The sequence below is a fragment of the Leclercia sp. S52 genome, assembly GCF_039727615.1.
GTDB lineage: Bacteria > Pseudomonadota > Gammaproteobacteria > Enterobacterales > Enterobacteriaceae > Enterobacter > Enterobacter adecarboxylatus_B.
Genome location: NZ_CP152474.1, coordinates 2,861,469 through 2,878,159, shown reverse-complemented (window position 1 = coordinate 2,878,159; position 16,691 = coordinate 2,861,469). Strand labels below are relative to the sequence as shown.

The 16,691-nt window shown below is 60.2% G+C and carries 12 protein-coding genes and 3 pseudogenes; 9 read left to right on the top strand and 6 right to left on the bottom strand.

Annotated features, from left to right (window positions below):
• Positions 1-134: 134 nt before the first annotated feature.
• Together AAHB66_RS13785 and dadX are read left to right on the top strand one after the other, a co-directional pair.
• On the top strand, positions 135-1,433 hold the full coding sequence (locus AAHB66_RS13785; RefSeq protein WP_347113318.1) for a D-amino acid dehydrogenase: 1,299 nt from the start codon (positions 135-137) through the stop codon (positions 1,431-1,433).
• 12 nt (positions 1,434-1,445) lie between these two features.
• The gene (dadX, locus tag AAHB66_RS13780) at positions 1,446-2,516 is read left to right on the top strand and encodes a catabolic alanine racemase DadX (RefSeq protein ID WP_347113317.1); all 1,071 of its coding nucleotides are present in this window, start codon (positions 1,446-1,448) and stop codon (positions 2,514-2,516) included.
• Positions 2,517-2,614: 98 nt separating this feature from the next.
• Here dadX and AAHB66_RS13775 read toward each other — a convergent pair.
• A pseudogene (locus AAHB66_RS13775) lies at positions 2,615-4,349 on the bottom strand (potassium/proton antiporter).
• Between the two features lie 98 nt (positions 4,350-4,447).
• The gene (gene ldcA, locus AAHB66_RS13770; protein WP_347113316.1) at positions 4,448-5,362 is read right to left on the bottom strand and encodes a muramoyltetrapeptide carboxypeptidase; all 915 of its coding nucleotides are present in this window, start codon (positions 5,360-5,362) and stop codon (positions 4,448-4,450) included.
• A gap of 113 nt (positions 5,363-5,475) precedes the next feature.
• On the opposite strand from ldcA, the gene emtA reads away from it, so the two are divergent.
• Positions 5,476-6,087 carry a membrane-bound lytic murein transglycosylase EmtA gene (gene emtA / locus AAHB66_RS13765; RefSeq protein ID WP_347113315.1) on the top strand — a complete coding sequence of 204 codons (612 nt, stop codon included), beginning with the start codon at positions 5,476-5,478 and terminating at the stop codon, positions 6,085-6,087.
• A 36-nt stretch (positions 6,088-6,123) separates the two neighbouring features.
• Here the strand turns inward: emtA and AAHB66_RS13760 are convergent, their stop codons facing one another.
• On the bottom strand, positions 6,124-6,855 hold the full coding sequence (locus AAHB66_RS13760) for a flagellar brake protein (RefSeq protein ID WP_347113314.1): 732 nt from the start codon (positions 6,853-6,855) through the stop codon (positions 6,124-6,126).
• A gap of 207 nt (positions 6,856-7,062) precedes the next feature.
• Here AAHB66_RS13760 and AAHB66_RS13755 point away from each other — a divergent pair, with 207 nt between their 5' ends.
• On the top strand, positions 7,063-7,317 hold the full coding sequence (locus tag AAHB66_RS13755; protein WP_337014661.1) for a GlsB/YeaQ/YmgE family stress response membrane protein: 255 nt from the start codon (positions 7,063-7,065) through the stop codon (positions 7,315-7,317).
• Between the two features lie 265 nt (positions 7,318-7,582).
• Here the strand turns inward: AAHB66_RS13755 and treA are convergent, their stop codons facing one another.
• Entirely contained in the window at positions 7,583-9,400 is a 1,818-nt protein-coding gene (gene treA, locus AAHB66_RS13750; protein ID WP_347113313.1) for an alpha,alpha-trehalase TreA, read from the bottom strand.
• 228 nt (positions 9,401-9,628) lie between these two features.
• Between treA and AAHB66_RS13745 the strand changes: the two genes are divergently transcribed.
• From AAHB66_RS13745 to AAHB66_RS13735, 3 genes are all read left to right on the top strand, one after another.
• Positions 9,629-10,426, top strand: a complete 798-nt coding sequence (locus AAHB66_RS13745; RefSeq protein ID WP_347113312.1) for an OBAP family protein — start codon at positions 9,629-9,631, stop codon at positions 10,424-10,426.
• A 12-nt stretch (positions 10,427-10,438) separates the two neighbouring features.
• The gene (locus AAHB66_RS13740) at positions 10,439-11,275 is read left to right on the top strand and encodes an MBL fold metallo-hydrolase (protein WP_347113311.1); all 837 of its coding nucleotides are present in this window, start codon (positions 10,439-10,441) and stop codon (positions 11,273-11,275) included.
• Between the two features lie 129 nt (positions 11,276-11,404).
• A complete protein-coding gene (locus AAHB66_RS13735) occupies positions 11,405-12,154 on the top strand; it encodes a phage antirepressor KilAC domain-containing protein (protein WP_347113310.1) in 750 nt (249 codons plus the stop codon).
• Between the two features lie 16 nt (positions 12,155-12,170).
• On the opposite strand, the pseudogene AAHB66_RS13730 reads toward AAHB66_RS13735, so the two are convergent.
• Positions 12,171-13,128, bottom strand: a pseudogene (locus AAHB66_RS13730) (AraC family transcriptional regulator).
• Positions 13,129-13,243: 115 nt separating this feature from the next.
• Here AAHB66_RS13730 and AAHB66_RS13725 point away from each other — a divergent pair.
• Positions 13,244-14,440: an MFS transporter gene (locus AAHB66_RS13725; protein ID WP_347113309.1), complete on the top strand. Its 1,197-nt coding sequence runs from the start codon at positions 13,244-13,246 to the stop codon at positions 14,438-14,440.
• Positions 14,441-14,524: 84 nt separating this feature from the next.
• On the opposite strand, the pseudogene hpaX reads toward AAHB66_RS13725, so the two are convergent.
• Positions 14,525-15,908 (bottom strand): annotated as a pseudogene (hpaX, locus tag AAHB66_RS13720) (4-hydroxyphenylacetate permease).
• A gap of 278 nt (positions 15,909-16,186) precedes the next feature.
• Here hpaX and AAHB66_RS13715 point away from each other — a divergent pair.
• Entirely contained in the window at positions 16,187-16,651 is a 465-nt protein-coding gene (locus AAHB66_RS13715) for a MarR family winged helix-turn-helix transcriptional regulator (protein WP_347113308.1), read from the top strand.
• Positions 16,652-16,691 lie beyond the last annotated feature (40 nt).

The following is a 16,691-nucleotide window of genomic DNA, read 5'->3' as shown; positions in this document are numbered from 1 at the left end:
ACCGCGCTACCCGCGTCAGCAGGGGAAGGTGTGAGATATGTCACCATAAAAAAGGCCTATGTTGAATAATATTTTCAGCTGGGTTATCAATATGTAATCAGAAGATTGTTCTTTTGCTTATTAAGGGAGTGGCTATGCGTGTTGTCATACTGGGAAGTGGCGTCGTTGGCGTAACCAGCGCCTGGTACCTGAGTCAGGCCGGGCACGACGTGACCGTCATCGATCGTGAGCCGGGTCCGGCGCTGGAGACCAGCGCTGCCAATGCCGGGCAAATCTCTCCGGGCTACGCGGCGCCCTGGGCGGCACCGGGCGTGCCGCTGAAGGCGATTAAATGGATGTTCCAGCGCCATGCGCCGCTGGCGATCAGCCTCGACGGCACGCAGTTCCAGCTCAAGTGGATGTGGCAGATGCTGCGCAACTGCGACACCTCGCACTATATGGAAAACAAAGGGCGGATGGTGCGCCTGGCGGAGTACAGCCGCGACTGCCTGAAAGCGCTGCGCGCCTCCACCGGTATTCAGTATGAGGGCCGCCAGGGGGGCACGCTGCAGCTGTTCCGCACCGCCCAGCAGTACGAAAACGCCACCCGCGATATCGCCGTTCTTGAGGATGCGGGGGTCCCGTATCAGCTGCTGGAAGCCAGCCAGCTGGCGCAGGTTGAACCGGCGCTGGCAGAAGTGGCACACAAGCTGACCGGCGGTCTGCGTCTGCCGAATGACGAAACCGGCGACTGCCAGCTCTTTACCCAGAACCTGGCGCAGATGGCGGAGCAGGCGGGGGTTAAATTCCGCTACAACACCTCAGTCGATAAGCTCCTGTACGAAGGAGAGAAGATCTACGGCGTGCTGTGCGGCGACGAGGTGGTGAAAGCCGACGCCTACGTGATGGCCTTTGGCTCATACTCCACCGCCATGCTGAAAGGCATCGTCGATATTCCGGTCTACCCGCTCAAGGGTTACTCCCTGACCATACCGGTGAAAGAGGACAGCGGTGCCCCGGTTTCAACTATCCTTGATGAAACATACAAAATCGCGATCACCCGGTTCGACAACCGGATCCGCGTGGGAGGCATGGCGGAAATCGTCGGCTTTAACACCGAGCTGCTGCAGCCGCGTCGGGAAACGCTGGAGATGGTCGTAGGCGACCTGTTCCCGCGGGGCGGCTTTATCGAACAGGCGACCTTCTGGACCGGGCTGCGCCCGATGACTCCGGACGGCACGCCGGTCGTGGGCCGCACGCCGTTTAAGAACCTGTGGCTTAACACCGGTCACGGCACGCTGGGCTGGACGATGGCCTGCGGTTCCGGGCAGTTACTCAGTGATTTGATCTCCGGGCGCACACCCGCTATTCCGTTTGATGATTTAAGCGTCGCGCGCTACCGTCCGGGGTTCACTCCGTCACGTCCACAGCATTTACACGGCGCGCATAACTAACAAGGAGTCGTCATGTCCCGTCCTGTTGTGGCTCAGCTGGATCTGCAGGCCCTGAAAGATAACCTGCAAATTGTCCGGCGCGCTGCGCCAGCTTCACGCGTCTGGGCGGTGGTCAAAGCCAATGCTTATGGCCACGGTCTGGATCGCATCTGGAGCGCATTAAGCGCGGCCGATGGCTTTGCGATGCTCAATCTGGAAGAGGCGATCCTGCTGCGCGAGCGCGGCTGGAAAGGGCCGATCCTGATGCTCGAAGGCTTCTTCAATAGCGATGAACTGCCGCTGTTTGATAAGTACCGCCTGACCACCAGCGTGCACAGCAACTGGCAGGTCAAGGCGTTGCAGAATGCGAAGCTGCACGCTCCGCTCGATATCTACCTGAAAGTGAACAGCGGCATGAACCGCCTCGGTTTCCAGCCGGAGCGGGTGCACAGCGTCTGGCAGCAGCTGCGGGCAGCGAAGAACGTCGGCGGGATGACGCTGATGGCCCATTTTGCCGATGCGGAAAAAACGGACGGCATCGTGGAGCCGATGATGCGTATCGAGCAGGCGGCGGAGGGGCTGGACTGCCCGCGCTCGCTCTCTAACTCGGCGGCCACCCTCTGGCACCCGGAGGCGCACTTCGACTGGGTACGACCGGGGATCGTGCTTTACGGCGCGTCACCGTCCGGGCAGTGGCAGGATATCGCCAACAGCGGCCTGAAGCCGGTAATGACCCTGCGCAGTGAAATCATTGGCGTTCAGACTCTGAAAGCGGGGGATACCGTGGGCTACGGCAGCCGCTATCGCGCCTCGGGCGAGCAGCGGATCGGGATTGTCGCCGGGGGCTACGCCGACGGTTATCCGCGTATCGCACCAAACGGCACTCCGGTGTGGGTGGACGGCGTACGCACCGGTACGGTCGGCACGGTATCGATGGATATGCTGGCGATTGACCTTACGCCATGCCCGCAGGCCGGGATCGGTACGCCGGTCGAGCTATGGGGGAATGAGGTGAAAGTGGACGACGTCGCGGCCGCGGCGGGCACCATCGGGTACGAACTGTTAACCGCGTTGGCCCCGCGCGTGCCGGTAGTGACAATATAAGTTGTAGGCCGGGTAAGGCGTAGCCGCCACCCGGCATGAACTCCGGAGCCAAACGCCGGGTGGCGCTTACGCTTACCCGGCCTACAAAACCGGGGACATTACTCCTCGCTATCCTCCGCCACGCGCACGCCCACTTTGCGCACCGCGTTATCTTCTTTCTCCGCCACCGTCCAGATCATGCCGGCAAACTCCACCTGGTCACCGACCACCGGTGCGGCACCGAGCAGCTTCTGGACAATCTCGCCCAGAGTCTGCTGGTTATCGCGATACTCCAGCCCTTCATCCAGGCCGTAGATCAAGGCCACGTCGGCAAACTTAGCGCTGGCTTCGAGGATAAAATCACCAAAGAAGCGCTGATCCAGCGCCACCGGCGGCGACTGGCTGAACAGCTTACCGAGGGCAGGGAGGTCACGCTCGCGGCCAATCACGCAGAGAATATCTCCCTCGCGCAACCGGGTGCTCCCGGTCGGGTGCAGCAGGGCGTTATCGCGGAACAGGGCGGCAATGCGGGTCTCTTCAGGCATATGCAGATCGCGCAGCGAGGCGCCCACGCACCACTTGTCGGCGCTGAGCTGGTAAACAAACTGCTCCCAGGGGTTTTCCGGATGAAGATCCAGCCCCACGCGGGAAACCGGCCAGCCCACCGGCGGGATCACCACCTTCGCCTTTTTCGCCGCCCACGACAGAGATGTGCCCTGGAACAGCAGCGACACCAGCACCACGAAGAAGGCCACGTTAAAGAACAGGCGGGCGTTATCCAGCCCGGCCATCATCGGGAACACCGCGAGAATGATCGGCACCGCACCGCGTAATCCCACCCAGCTGATAAACACCCGCTCGCGCAGGTTAAATCCCCTGAACGGCAGCAGGCCGGCAAACACCGACAGCGGACGGGCAAAGAAGATCATCCATATCGACAGCAGCAGGGCCGGAACGGCAATTGGCAGCAGATCCGACGGCGTCACCAGCAGCCCCAGCACCAGGAACATGCCGATCTGCGCCAGCCAGGCGAGGCCGTCGAAGTTTTGCAGGATGCCAAAGCGGTTGCGGATCGGGCGATTCCCCAGCAGGAAGCCGCACAGGTAGACCGCCAGAATGCCGCTGCCGTCCATCGCGGTGGTCAGGGCGAAAATCAGGATCCCGCCGCTCAGGGCCAACAGCGGGTAGAGCCCGGCCGGCAACGAGATACGGTTGATCATCTGTTGCAGCAGATAGCCACCGGCGAGGCCAATGATGATCCCGAGGCCAAACTGCTGAATGATGTGCCAGGCGAACATCCAGCTCAGGCTGGTCTCATGCTGCTGGATCATCTCAATCAGGGTAATGGTCAGAAATACCGCCATCGGGTCGTTGCTGCCGGACTCAATCTCCAGCGTCGAGCCGACACGTTCGTTCAGCCCTTTCCCGCCCAGCAGCGAGAAGACCGCCGCGGCGTCGGTGGAGCCGACAATAGCGCCAATCAGCAGCCCTTCCATGATATCCAGATGGAACAGCCACGCCGCCATCATCCCGGTCAGGCCGGAGGTGATGAGCACCCCGACCGTCGCCAGGGACAGGGCCGGGCCCAGCGCCACGCGAAACGAGCTGGCCTGGGTGCGCATCCCACCATCCAGCAGGATCACCGCCAGGGCGAGGTTACTGATCATGTAGGCAAAGGGGTAGTTATCGAAGGGGATCCCCCCCGACGCCATCAACCCCCGCCAGCATGCCGATGGCGAGAAAAATAACCAGAATGGGGATGCCGAGACGAGAAGAAAATGAACTCAATAAAATACTACAGGTTACAAGAACTGAACCCAGGATAAAAAGACTGATTATTGCTGCGGCATCCAATGTGTGCGTACTCCCTGCGTGACGCGGTGACTGTTACTAAAACCCTACCATATTAACGCCCCTTGCAGCGTGGAAATCCGGTGCTTTCGGGGCTTTTTTTATGCCTGAAGCACCGGATGACCGCTCAGGGTTAAAGAGGTCTTACCTGCGGCGTGAACAAGCGAAGCCTGCGCGCCGAGCGGCAGGGTGACGGTCTTCTGTTCATGACCAAAATCGAGCCCGCTGATAATGGGCACCGACACCCTTGAGCGCAGGTAGTCGATCATGGTCGCCAGATCGTATCCGGCATCGTAATCATTGGCCGCCGAGCCGCTAAAACTGCCGAGCACAATCGCCTGCTGACGGTCGAGGATCCCCGCGTGGTGCATCTGTAGCAGCATGCGCTCCACGCGGAACGGGTGCTCATTGATGTCTTCCAGCACCAGAATGCCGTTCTCAATAGCGGGCAGCCAGCGGGTGCCAATCAGCGACACCACCATCGCCAGATTACCGCCCCACAGCTGGCCTTTGCGTTCACACGTCGGGCCCTCGCCCTGCCACTCCACGGAATAGGTTCGGTTTTGCAGCGCGCGCCAGAAATGCTCCAGGGTGAAGGCGTTCAGCTCCGGTGCGCCAAAGTTGCCCGCCAGCATCGGGCCGCTAAAGGTGATGACGTTATGCAACGCCAGCAGGCCGAGCTGGATAACGGTGAAATCGCTGTGACCGCAGATCAGCAGCGGATCCCGCTGCTGGCGGTCGGCCAGCCCCTGCCAGTCGATCTGCTCCAGCAGGCGGCTGGCCCCGTATCCGCCGCGCACCGCCAGTACAATCTGGTCGGCACCCGGCAGGTGGGCGAGGGCGTTAATGTCGCTCAGGCGCTGCGCCTCGGTTCCGGCAAATCGCTGCTGGCGGCGGGGTATAATTGTCTGATTTTGCACCCGATGCCCGTCATCCAGTAAACGCGCAACGCCCCGTTGGGCCGCTTCCTGGTTAATGCAGTAACCTGATGGTGCGATGAGATGAAACTGAGACATGGCATTTCCTTGCTGACTTATAAATCTAAATGTATATATCATGCCGCCTGAGCGCATCCTTCATCAAGCGGAGGATAGGGTAACAGCGATGAATGACCATAAGGACAGATGACGTGAAATTGAGATGGTTTGCTTTTTTGATTGTGTTGCTTGCAGGATGCAGTTCAAAGCAGGATTACCAGAAACCGGAATGGAACCCGGAAGTGCCGGTGAAACGGGCGATGCAGTGGATGCCGATCAGCGAAAAAGCCGGTGAAGCCTGGGGCGTCAGCCCGCGTCTGGTGACCGCCATCATTGCGGTGGAGTCGGGCGGGAACCCGAATCTGGTCAGTAAATCGAACGCAGTGGGCCTGATGCAGCTGAAAGCCTCTACCGCCGGGCGGGAAGTCTACCGGCATATGGGCTGGAGCGGACAGCCGTCCACCAGCGAGCTAAAAAACCCGGAGCGCAATATCTCGATGGGTACCGCCTACCTGAGCATTCTGGAGCACGGGATCCTGCAGGGAATTGAGGATCCGGAAGTGATGCAGTATGCGCTGGTGGTCTCCTACGTTAACGGGGCAGGCGCGCTGCTGCGCACCTTCTCCTCCGATCGCAAAAAGGCGATTGCCGAGATCAACGACATGGACAAAGACGAGTTCTTTGAGCACGTCGTCAACAATCACCCCGCCCCGCAGGCACCGCGCTATATCTGGAAAGTACAGAAAGCGATGGACGCCATGTAATCCGTTGCCGGGCAGCATCGCGCTGCCCGGTCGCGATTAGCGCACCTTGTTGGCGCGCTCCCGCGCTTCACGCTCCAGCGAGTAGATAATCCGCTGCAGTTCACGTTCCGGGCCCGGCCCGACATTGAGAAAACGGAAGCTCAGACGCGGCGTGGTGATAGTTTCGTTTTTGCTGTCCACCACCTTACGCTCGCTCACCGTGATCAGCTGCGCATCGAAGAAGAAGCGACCCCAGCCGCCCATATCCAGTTCGATTTGCGAGAAGCGCATCCCCTCGACCAGCGCCTCCGGCTTCGCGCTATCCATCAGCGCGCCCATGCCGCCCAGCGAGAGATCGTGCAGACGAAAACGGATCACGCTCTTGTCCGGCATTTTGGCTTTGCAGAAGTAGGCCGGGTGCAGCGGGGCATTGATACGGAAAAACTCCCGGCGCTGGATACACCATACCGAAGCCGGCAGGGCGGTGATAAAAGCGGGCAGTCCCTGGTAAGTTCCCTGTTCCACTTTCGGCAGATCAAACTCCACTTTTGCCCCCTGGGTGTCGGCGGCCACGGTAATGATTTCTGCGCGCAGCACCGAGCGGTTTTCGTACTCCTGGCTCCCCAAATCCATCACCAGTCGTTCTGGCGTTGCATCCAGAATTTTGCTGATGAACTGGTTGTTCCCCCAGCTGATACGCACGGGAACGTCCTGTTTTTGCAGGTCGCGTATGACCCCTAATACAGCCAGCGGATTAGTTTTCAGGAACTGCTCACTGTAATTACTCACGCCCCAAGGCTCCTGGATAGATGACAGTCTGTGGATGCGTTATCGGCACCGGCCCGCGGAACTTAATACAAACCAGCAATTATTTTTTTCGTCAGAGCCGCAATTAAGTCAGTGTACTCAAACTGGTTTTCCGACTATTGCCTATACTTAGATGACTCGCGTGGACAGGTGTTCTGCGCAAGCTTAACTCTGCAAGAGGGCATCGCTATGGGTATCATCGCCTGGATTGTATTTGGTCTGATTGCTGGTGTTATCGCAAAGTTCATCATGCCTGGACGTGATGGTGGCGGCTTTATTGTGACCTGTATCCTTGGGGTCGTAGGTGCGGTTGTCGGCGGCTGGCTGGCAACGATGTTTGGCATCGGCGGCAGTGTATCCGGATTTAACCTGCAAAGTTTTCTGGTCGCCGTGGTTGGCGCCATTCTCGTGCTTCTTGTCTACAGGATGGTACGACGCGCCTGACACGCGTAAAAACGGCTCTTATGTAAGAGCCGTTTTTTTTGGGCCGGGATTTTCTCCCTCTCCCTGAGGGGGGAGGGTTGGGGTGAGGGGGGAATCGGTCCCACCGGTACAACACTCCCGGGTGGCGGCTACGCCTTACCCGGGCTACGAACGACGAACTGCCTTTGACCTTGTAGGCCCTGCAAGCGCAGCGCCGCCGGGCAGTCAAGCCGCACTGAAGCGGCACTGCCGGGTGGCGGCTACGCCTTACCCGTCCTGGGAAACCTTACTGCCCGACACTCTTCTGCGTTTCTGCCGGTTCATCATTAGCCGCAGGCTGTGATGTGGACGGGGTACTGGCCGCCGGTGGCGTTGTTACCGCCGGCTGATCACTGGTGGTCGGTGCGCTAGTGGCCGCCGGTTGATTACCGGTAGCCGCAGGGGTCGTGGTCGCCGGTTCATCATTGGCCGCTGGCTGCGTAGCCGGCAGTTTGTCGCAAGGGTTGGCCTGCGGGCAAACCAGATCCAGCATCTTCAGCGTCACGCCGTTGGTCCAGCCAAAGCCGTCCTGCAGCGGATATTCGCCGCCGCCACCGCCCGTGCCGGTCGTGGAAACATCATATTTCTCCACCAGCTTCTGCTCACGATCGTAGGTGTGCTGCACGTTGGTGAGGAAGCGCCAGGTGACGTCCATCGCCACTTTTTTATGGCCATAGTTCTGCAGACCTTCGGTGGCCACCCACTGCAGCGGTGCCCAGCCGTTTGGCGCATCCCACTGCTGGCCGCTGTTGACGTTGGTCGTTGCAATCCCGCCGGCTTTCAGCAGCTGAGCTTCGGCGGCCGAGGCCGTCTTGTCCGCACGCTCCTGCGAGGCCGCCTGCACGTACAGCGGGAACAGCGCCGCGGCGGTCAGCTGATCGCGCACCTGTTTGGTTTTCAGATCGTAATCCGCATACCAGCCCTGTTTGTCGTTCCACAGATAGCGCTCCATCGCTTTCTGACGATCGGAGGCCAGACCTTCATAGCGGCTGGCCGCTGCGCTGTCCCCGCCGTCCTGGCTGGCCTTCGCCAGCAGTTTTTCCATCTTGAACATCAGGGCGTTCAGATCCACCGGCACGATGCTGGTGGTGCGGATCGTCCCCAGCTGCTGCGGATCGTCCATCCAACGCGAGCTAAAGTCCCAGCCGGAGGCGGCAGCGGAGCGCAGATCGCGGTAGATCTCCGTCGCCGGGCGGCTCGGATATTTTTTCGCGGTGTTGATGTCATCCAGCCAGGATTCCGGACGCGGCGTGTCGCGATTGTCCCAGTAGCGGTTCAGCACGGCACCATCGTCCAGCTTCACCACCCGCTGGCTGGCCTGACCCGGCTGGAGGGCATCCACGCCTTCCATCCAGTAGGCGTACTCTTTTTCCATTTGCGGACGGTATTTCTTCAGCGCCTCGCTGTCGTGCGTCGCCAGCAGTTCAACCATCAGAGAGAAGAACGGCGGCTGAGAGCGGCTCAGGTAGTAGCTGCGGTTACCGTTGGGGATATGGCCCCAGCTATCCAGCTCCCAGGCAAAGTTGGCCACCATATCGGCGACTTTATCCCAGTGACCGCTCTCGGCCAGCCCCAGCATGGTGAAGTAGCTGTCCCAGTAGTAGATCTCGCGGAAACGTCCGCCCGGTACCACGTAAGGTTTCGGCAGCGGCAGCAGCGAATCCCACTTCCCGGCGCTGGAGGTGGTGCGCGTCAGCACCGGCCACAGGCCGTCGATATGCGCGCGCAGGCTCTGCCCGGCAGGTGGAACGTATTTTTCCTTCTCCGCCGGCAGGGTGAAGTTCATGTCGACAAAATGACGCAGGTCGAAGCCGGACTGTTTGCGCTGCATGTGGTAATCGGCAAGGATCGCCTGAGGATCGTTTTTCGGTACCGCATCGGCAAAGGTTTTTTGATCGGGGAAGAGTTTGGCGCTTTGCACATCGTTAAACAGCGGGCCAAACAGGATGTCTGGTGGCTGTTTCTGGCTGCTGGACGAGTCGTCCGCATAGCTGAAGGCGGTGATCCCAAGCAGGATGCCGCCAATCGCCAGCCGCAGTGTAGGGTGGCGTTGAGGTCTCATCATGGTTGTTCTCCTAAGTTCGTTGGGCAGCGTGGCCGCTGTCATCAATCACCTGAAAACCTTAGACGAATCTTAGCCACTTAGCGTGTCGGATAGCGCATTTTGCGCATAACCAGACAATTTACCGTTGCGGACGAATCACAGCGAAGCCGCTGTTTTTTCACACATATGCCGGATCAATCCCTGCATCTGCACTACCTTCATAACCAGGCTAAGTGAAAGGGAGTGCCAATGAAATCGTTATCTTTGATCGTTCCAGCCATCCTGCTTCTTGTCGGCTGCGGGGCGAATAACTCACCGCCGCAGGCGCCCATCCCCGGTGAAAGCACCTCCGCCAAAATGCGCACCCTGGAAACCGGCGCCCAGGTGATTCAGTCCCGGCCGCCGGTGGAGGCGATCAGCGCTTATCTCGACGGCTTTCATTTTTACAGCGGGGATAAAAACGGCCAGATGGAGGCCCATCACTACGTGACGGTGCTTAATGAAGACGTCATGCAGGCGGTCATTTATGACGGCAATACGAAGGACGCCCGACTGATGGGCGTCGAGTACATCATCAGCGAACGCCTGTTTAACACCCTGCCGCCGGAGGAGAAAAAGCTCTGGCACAGCCATCAGTACGAAGTGAAATCGGGCAGCCTGGTGGCACCCGGCCTGCCGGCGGTGGCGGACAAGGCGCTGATGAGCAAAATCGTCAACACCTATGGCAAAACCTGGCACACCTGGCATACGGATCGCGATAAAACCCTGCCACTTGGCATCCCGGCCCTGATGATGGGCTTTACCGGGGAAGGGCAGCTCGATCCGGCGCTGCTGGCGGATCGCGATCGCCGTCTGGGGATCGATACTCAGGAGATTAAACGCCAGCGTGCCGATATCGTGGCCCACCCGGTGGCGAAAGGCGCCAATGCCTGGCAGCAGGGCGAGGTCATCCAGCTCCGGCGGGTGCAGGGCAGCGGTGAACACGGCCACGGCGACACCGCGCATTTTGGCACGTCAGAGCAGAATCAGCAGACGCAATCACCTTGATGAGGAGGCGATATGAAGATCCATCACCTTAACTGCGGGTGCATGTGCCCGCTGGGCGGCGCATTTTACGACGGTTTCAGCAAGGGGCTGCATGCGCACCTGGTCTGCCACTGCCTGCTGATTGAAACCGAGCGCGACGGGCTGGTGCTGGTGGATACCGGCTTCGGGCAAGGGGACGTGCGTGACCCCTCCCGGCTGTCGGGCTTTTTCCGGGTGCTGAATAACATCCAGCGCCGGGAATCGCTCACGGCACGCGCCCGGGTCGAGGCGCTGGGCTTCAGCGTGGCGGACGTCCGCCATATCATTCTGACGCATCTGGATTTCGACCACGCGGGCGGGCTGACCGACTTCCCTCACGCGCGCATCCACTTAATGCAGCAGGAGATCGACACGGCGCAGCAGCGCCACAGCTGGCTGCAGCGGGAGCGCTACCGCCCCGGGCAGTGGAGCGCCACCTCTGGCTGGGAGGGGTATCAGGTGCAGGGAGAGCGCTGGTTTGGCTTCGACGCGGTAACGGCGCTAAACGGACTGCCGCCGGAGATCCTGCTGGTGCCGCTGGCCGGGCATACGCCGGGTCACGCCGGGATTGCCATCCGCCAGCCGCAGGGGTGGCTGCTGCACGGGGGTGACGCCTGGTTTTACCGGGATGAGATGCGCCAGCCGCAGCGCCACTGTACCCCCGGGCTGCGCTTTTACCAGTGGATGATGGCGATGGATAACGATGCCCGGCGTCGTAACCAGCAGCGGCTGCGCGAGCTCTCCTGTTCGCACGCCAACGACATCACTTTTTTCTGTAGCCATGATGCGCGTGAACTGGAAAGCCTGAAGACGTCGCCAAAAACGTCCTGATTACGGGAACTTAGGCGTGGCCTGCTTTTCAGGGGGGTACGCTTAAAAATTATACTGGATATTTGAACAGGTATTTGTATACTATTAGAGCAAATTACCCGAGTAATGTATGAGTGAGGGGTGAAACCTATGGTAATTCCTGTTCAAACTTTCCAGTCCAATAACCCGCTTGCCACCATCAGCAGCCGCGAAATCGCAAAGATGACCGGTATTGCCCATACCGAGGTGAAGCGCATGGTGAAGAGCCTGGAAACAGCGCAGCGTCTTTCGCAGCCGGTAACGGCCAGTCTGTACGAGCGCGAAGGTGAAACGCGGCAGGAGTTTTTGCTCAACAAACGAGACTCCCTGCTGACGGTTTCACGCATCTCCCCGGGCTTCACGGCTGCCATGCTGGATCGCTGGCAGGAGCGTGAGAGAAACGCCAATCTCCCGGACTTTACCAATCCGGCAGCGGCGGCACGCGCCTGGGCCGAGCAGTATGAAAAATGCCACCGGGCGGAGGAGCAGCTTGCCCTTTGGGCCCCAAAGGCGGTGTTTTTTGACCAGTTCGTCAGAGTGAAAGAGGCGATGGGTTTTCGTCAGCTCTGTAAAATGCTGAAAGCCAAAGAGCCGCAGTTCCGCGAGTTCCTGCTGGAGCGCAATATCATGCAGCGCGTCGGCGGCAATCTGGTTCCGCCGCAGCACCATATCGACGCGGGCTATTTTACGCTGCACAGCGGCGTGGGCGAAAACCAGCACACCTGGTCCCAGGCGCGCTTTACCGCGCGCGGCGTGAAATGGGTGGCCGATCTGTGGTCAAAACATCTCTCCACGCTCACCATCGAGCTGCCGCGTGAAGAGCGCAGCGAAGGCACACCGTCGCAGCAGAGCTGGCTTTAACTGCTAATCCGTCCGGTCAGATCTCCTGTGGAGTCTGACCGGCTTCGCGTAACGCGCCCGGCGACTGACCGACAATCCGCTTAAACGCCCGGCTAAACGCCGCCAGTGAGCCGTAACCGAGGCGCAGCGCCACGGTCTCAATCGCCTGATTCTCCTGCCCGATATACTGGATCGCCAGCCGCATCCGCAGCTCGGTCAGGTATTTCGCCGGGGTAGTCCCGGTGGCCGAGAGAAACCGCTCGGCAAACACCGACCGGGATGTTCCCGCCTCCTTTGCCAGCTCCGCCACGCTCCAGTTAACCCCCCGGCTGCTGGTGCATGGCGTAGATCGCCCGGCTGAGACGCGGATCGCGCAGCACCTGGATCCAGCCGGTGGCTTTCCCGCACCCGGCTTCGACCCAGCCGCGGACAATCAGGGCTGCCACCACGTCCGCCAGCCGGGCGAGGATCCCGGCAAATCCCACCTGACGGGTCATCGACTCGCGCTCCATCGCCTCCAGCAGAGGATGGATCTCCGGCCAGGTGGTCATCAGACGGCTGACCATCATCACCTCCGGCATCGCCTTGATCAGCGGCTGCATCCCGCCGAGATCGAAATCCATACACCCGCTAAATATCACCACGTTATCGCTGTCCGGGCAGGGCTCGCAGTGAATATCGCAGACGCTGTTGCAGATCGGCTCGCTGGGAAAAGCCGAGACCGGCGTTACCGTCGCGTCATCCCCTGAGAGCAGGGCGTGGGCATCACCGTTAGGGATAAATACCGCATCGCCGCTGTTCAGCGCAAAACGCGCCCCGCTGTGCATCCGTAATACCGCCGGGCCGCGGCTGATAAAGTGGAACTGCGCTTTTCCCGCGGCCGCGCTGAAGGCCACGCCGAACGGCGCGCTCGCCTCAATCCGGCGGTACTTCACCCCCGACAGGCGCATTCCGCGCAGCAACTCACTGATCAAATCAGGCGACTGTAGCGTCATTTCTCTATTCCCGGACGAATAATCAATAAGTGGAGATTATATGTCATAGATCGTCCGCGGTGAACTATCTATGCTTTGCGACATACGTCACATTTTCATAACGGGAGTATTACAAATGCATTCATCCATCGCCGCAAACGAGGCCAGCACTCCGGCCAGACCTGCCTGGCGCGCGGTCTGGTCGCTGGGGCTGGGGGTATTCGGCCTGATCGTCGCCGAGTTTCTGCCCGCCAGCCTGCTGACGCCCATGGCCGCCAGTCTCGGCGTCAGCGAAGGGGTGGCCGGTCAGTCAGTAACCGCCACCGCGCTGGTGGCGCTGGTCACCGGCCTGCTGATCACCTCTGCTACTAAAAGTATCGACCGTCGCTGGGTGCTGATGTTCTTCTCGGTGCTGCAAATTGTCTCCAGCCTGCTGGTCGCCTTCGCACCCTCTCTGCATGTCCTGCTGATGGGGCGTTTGCTGCTCGGCGTGGCGATTGGCGGCTTCTGGGCGATGTCCACCGCCACCGCGATGCGCCTCGTGCCCGCCAGCGACGTGCCGAAGGCGCTGGCGATTATCTTCTCCGGGGTGTCGATTGCCACCGTGGTGGCCGCGCCGCTCGGCAGCTATCTCGGCAGCCTGATCGGCTGGCGCAACGTCTTTATCCTCTGCGTGGTGCCCAGCGCGCTGGCTCTGCTGTGGCAGCTGTGGGTCCTACCGTCGATGCGCCCTGAGAACAGCGGCAGCCTCAGCACGCTGTGGCGGGTCCTGCGTCGTCCGGGGATGATCGGTGGCCTGCTGGCGACCATTCTGATCTTCAGCGGCCACTTCGCCTTCTTTACCTATCTGCGTCCGTTCCTTGAGACGGTAGGGCAGGCGAGCGTTGAAACCATCTCGCTGATCCTGCTCGGCTTCGGCGTGGCGAACTTCGTTGGCACCTCCATCGCCGGACATCTGCTGGCGCGCAACCTGCGGCTGACCCTGGCGCTGGTGCCCTTTGCGATGGGGATCCTGGCGTTGCTGATGGTGGCCTTTGGGCATCTGGCGCTGGTGGACGGCCTGCTGGTGAGCCTGTGGGGCTTCGCCTTCGGTCTGGTACCGGTGGGCTGGTCCACCTGGCTGGCGACCACCGTCACCGACGAAGCCGAAAGCGCGGGCGGACTGATGGTTGCCGCGATCCAGCTGGCGATCGGCGCGGGTGCGGCAGGGGGCGGGGCGGTGTTCGATCTCAACGGGGCCAGCGGGGTATTCACCGCCAGCGGCGTGCTGCTGGTCGCGGCGATGGTGATGGTGTTTGCCGGGGTGCGGGTGAAACCGGTCGCAGCGGAGTAAGTTTGATTGCCCGGCGGCGCTGCGCTTGCCGGGCCTACAAAAACCGTAGGCCGGGTAAGGCGTAGCCGCCACCCGGCGATGTCACTATTGCTGCGTGGTATTTTTCATCGGAATCAACGCAATCACCACCGCGCCCAGCACAAGGAAACCGGCCACCATAAAGATCCCGGCGTTGAAGTTGCCGGTGATGTCCTTCATCAGCCCCATCAGCAGCGGCCCCAGCGCGGCACCGGTCATCCCGGTGGCGTTGATCACCGCAATTCCCACGGCGCGAGCCCGCAGTGAAATAGAGCGGTCCGGCGTCGTCCAGAAGATCACCATCGCGGCAAAGGCACCCGACGAGGCCATCACGATCCCGGTGAACTGCAGCATCGGATCGCGGCTGGTGGCGGTCAGGATCCAGCCTGCGGCGGCAAACAGGTACGGCAGCAGGGTGTGGACTTTACGCTCGTTGCGCTTATCGGAACGCTTACTCCACCAGACCATCGCCACGATGGTACAGATCTGCGGGATGGCGCTCAGGATCCCGATGGTGACGTTGCTGCTCTCCTCACTGATGCTGCGCAGGATCAGCGGCGTCCAGACGCTCAGGGCGCTCAGGGTATTGGTCAGGCAGAAGTAGGCCAGCGTGTAGAGCATGATGGTCGGGGTGAACAGCTCCCGCATCAGGCTGCCCTGTTTCGGCGCCAGCGCGGCCCGCTCCCGCAGTTGGGTGTTCTCGGCATTCAGGCGATCCGCCTCCAGCATCTCCTTCAGGCAGGCTTTGTCATCCTGGGTCAGCCAGCGGGCTTTATCCGGGCTGTCATCCAGCCAGAACCAGACCACAAAGCCCAGAATCACCGACGGGAAGCCCTCCAGCAGGAACAGCCACTGCCAGCCCTTCAGGTTCATCACCCCATCAAGGTTGAGAATGTACCCGGAGGCCAGCGAGCCCAGCGCCATGGTCACCGGCATGGCAATCATAAACAGGGCGTTGGCGCGGGCGCGGTAGTGCGCCGGGAACCAGAAGGTTAAATAGAGCAGCAGGCCCGGCAGGAAGCCCGCCTCGGCGATCCCCACCAGCATGCGCAGCACATACAGGCTACCAGGGCCGGTGGCGAACATGGTGGCGGTGGACGCAATCCCCCACACCACCATCAGAATGGCGATCCAGCGCCGCGCACCCACCACGCTCAGCATCACGTTGCTGGGGATCCCGCAAATCACATACATCACGTAAAACAGGGTGGTCGCCAGGCCAAACATGGTGCTGGTCAGCCCCAGATCTTTGCCCATCGTCAGCCCGGCAAAGCCGATGTTGATGCGATCCAGGTACGAGAAGACGAACAGGATGAACAAAAAAGTAATGAGCCTGCGGAATAACTTTTTTGATCACCCGCTGTTGACGCGGATCGAGCGCGGCGTCAGCAGGCGAAGGTGGAGCCAGCACGTCAGCGCGTGTCTGTTCCAGCGATGGACTCTCGTTCATGAAAAGCTCCACATTGCGGTTATTGGTATTGTTGTTTCGTGCAACCTGAACACGTGCGCTAACGTATAGGAAATCGCACACATAAACGTCAATGTTATGTTTGAAAAATGATACGCAATTGTTAATCACGTAGCGTTTTCGAATCATATTGCGATGTCGATCGGCTTTCGTGGCGCAGAGGTAATAAGAGAAGGCGCCGCAGGAGGTGAAGAGGCTATAGCGGGCGGACAATAGCGGGTATAATTGCCGCCATTGCATCACTTCTGGAACGTCATTTCATGAGTCAAACCACTACATCGTCAGACAGCGGCTCCTCTTTTCATCGCGAAGAGTTCCCGTTCTACTGGATCGTTAATGTCTATGCGCGTTACACGCAAGTGATGGAAATCACACTGAAAAAGGTGCAGCTCGATGTTTCCCGCTTTCGGGTGCTGATGATTACCGAGCAGTACGGTAAGGCCAGCATCTCGCAGATCTCCGAATATGCGATGACCAAGATGCCGACCGTGACCAAAATCGTCGGTCGCCTACGGGATGACGGCCTGGTGACCACCGCCAGCAGCGTCCAGGACGCCAGGGTCACCGAGGTGATGCTGACCGATGCCGGGCGTGAAAAAGTGGCCGAGGCGCACCGTCTTACCAGCAAAGTTTTTGAGAAGGGTTTTAAGGGCATGACCGCCGCCCAGATGGAAAAAATGAACCTGTCGCTGGCGAAGGTGCTCGATAATCTGAACGAGCTCTGAAGGCACCGTAGGGAGAATTGCGGTTTTGTGACAGCCTTAA

Excerpts from the sequence above, each read along its gene's own strand:
- AAHB66_RS13715 (WP_347113308.1), top strand. The coding sequence starts at position 16,187 with ATGAGTCAAACCACTACATCGTCAGACAGCGGCTCCTCTTTTCATCGC.
- AAHB66_RS13725 (WP_347113309.1), top strand. The coding sequence starts at position 13,244 with ATGCATTCATCCATCGCCGCAAACGAGGCCAGCACTCCGGCCAGACCT.
- AAHB66_RS13785 (WP_347113318.1), top strand. The coding sequence starts at position 135 with ATGCGTGTTGTCATACTGGGAAGTGGCGTCGTTGGCGTAACCAGCGCC.
- AAHB66_RS13755 (WP_337014661.1), top strand. The coding sequence starts at position 7,063 with ATGGGTATCATCGCCTGGATTGTATTTGGTCTGATTGCTGGTGTTATC.
- AAHB66_RS13740 (WP_347113311.1), top strand. The coding sequence starts at position 10,439 with ATGAAGATCCATCACCTTAACTGCGGGTGCATGTGCCCGCTGGGCGGC.
- treA (WP_347113313.1), bottom strand. The coding sequence starts at position 9,400 with ATGATGAGACCTCAACGCCACCCTACACTGCGGCTGGCGATTGGCGGC.
- dadX (WP_347113317.1), top strand. The coding sequence starts at position 1,446 with ATGTCCCGTCCTGTTGTGGCTCAGCTGGATCTGCAGGCCCTGAAAGAT.
- ldcA (WP_347113316.1), bottom strand. The coding sequence starts at position 5,362 with ATGTCTCAGTTTCATCTCATCGCACCATCAGGTTACTGCATTAACCAG.
- AAHB66_RS13745 (WP_347113312.1), top strand. The coding sequence starts at position 9,629 with ATGAAATCGTTATCTTTGATCGTTCCAGCCATCCTGCTTCTTGTCGGC.
- AAHB66_RS13735 (WP_347113310.1), top strand. The coding sequence starts at position 11,405 with ATGGTAATTCCTGTTCAAACTTTCCAGTCCAATAACCCGCTTGCCACC.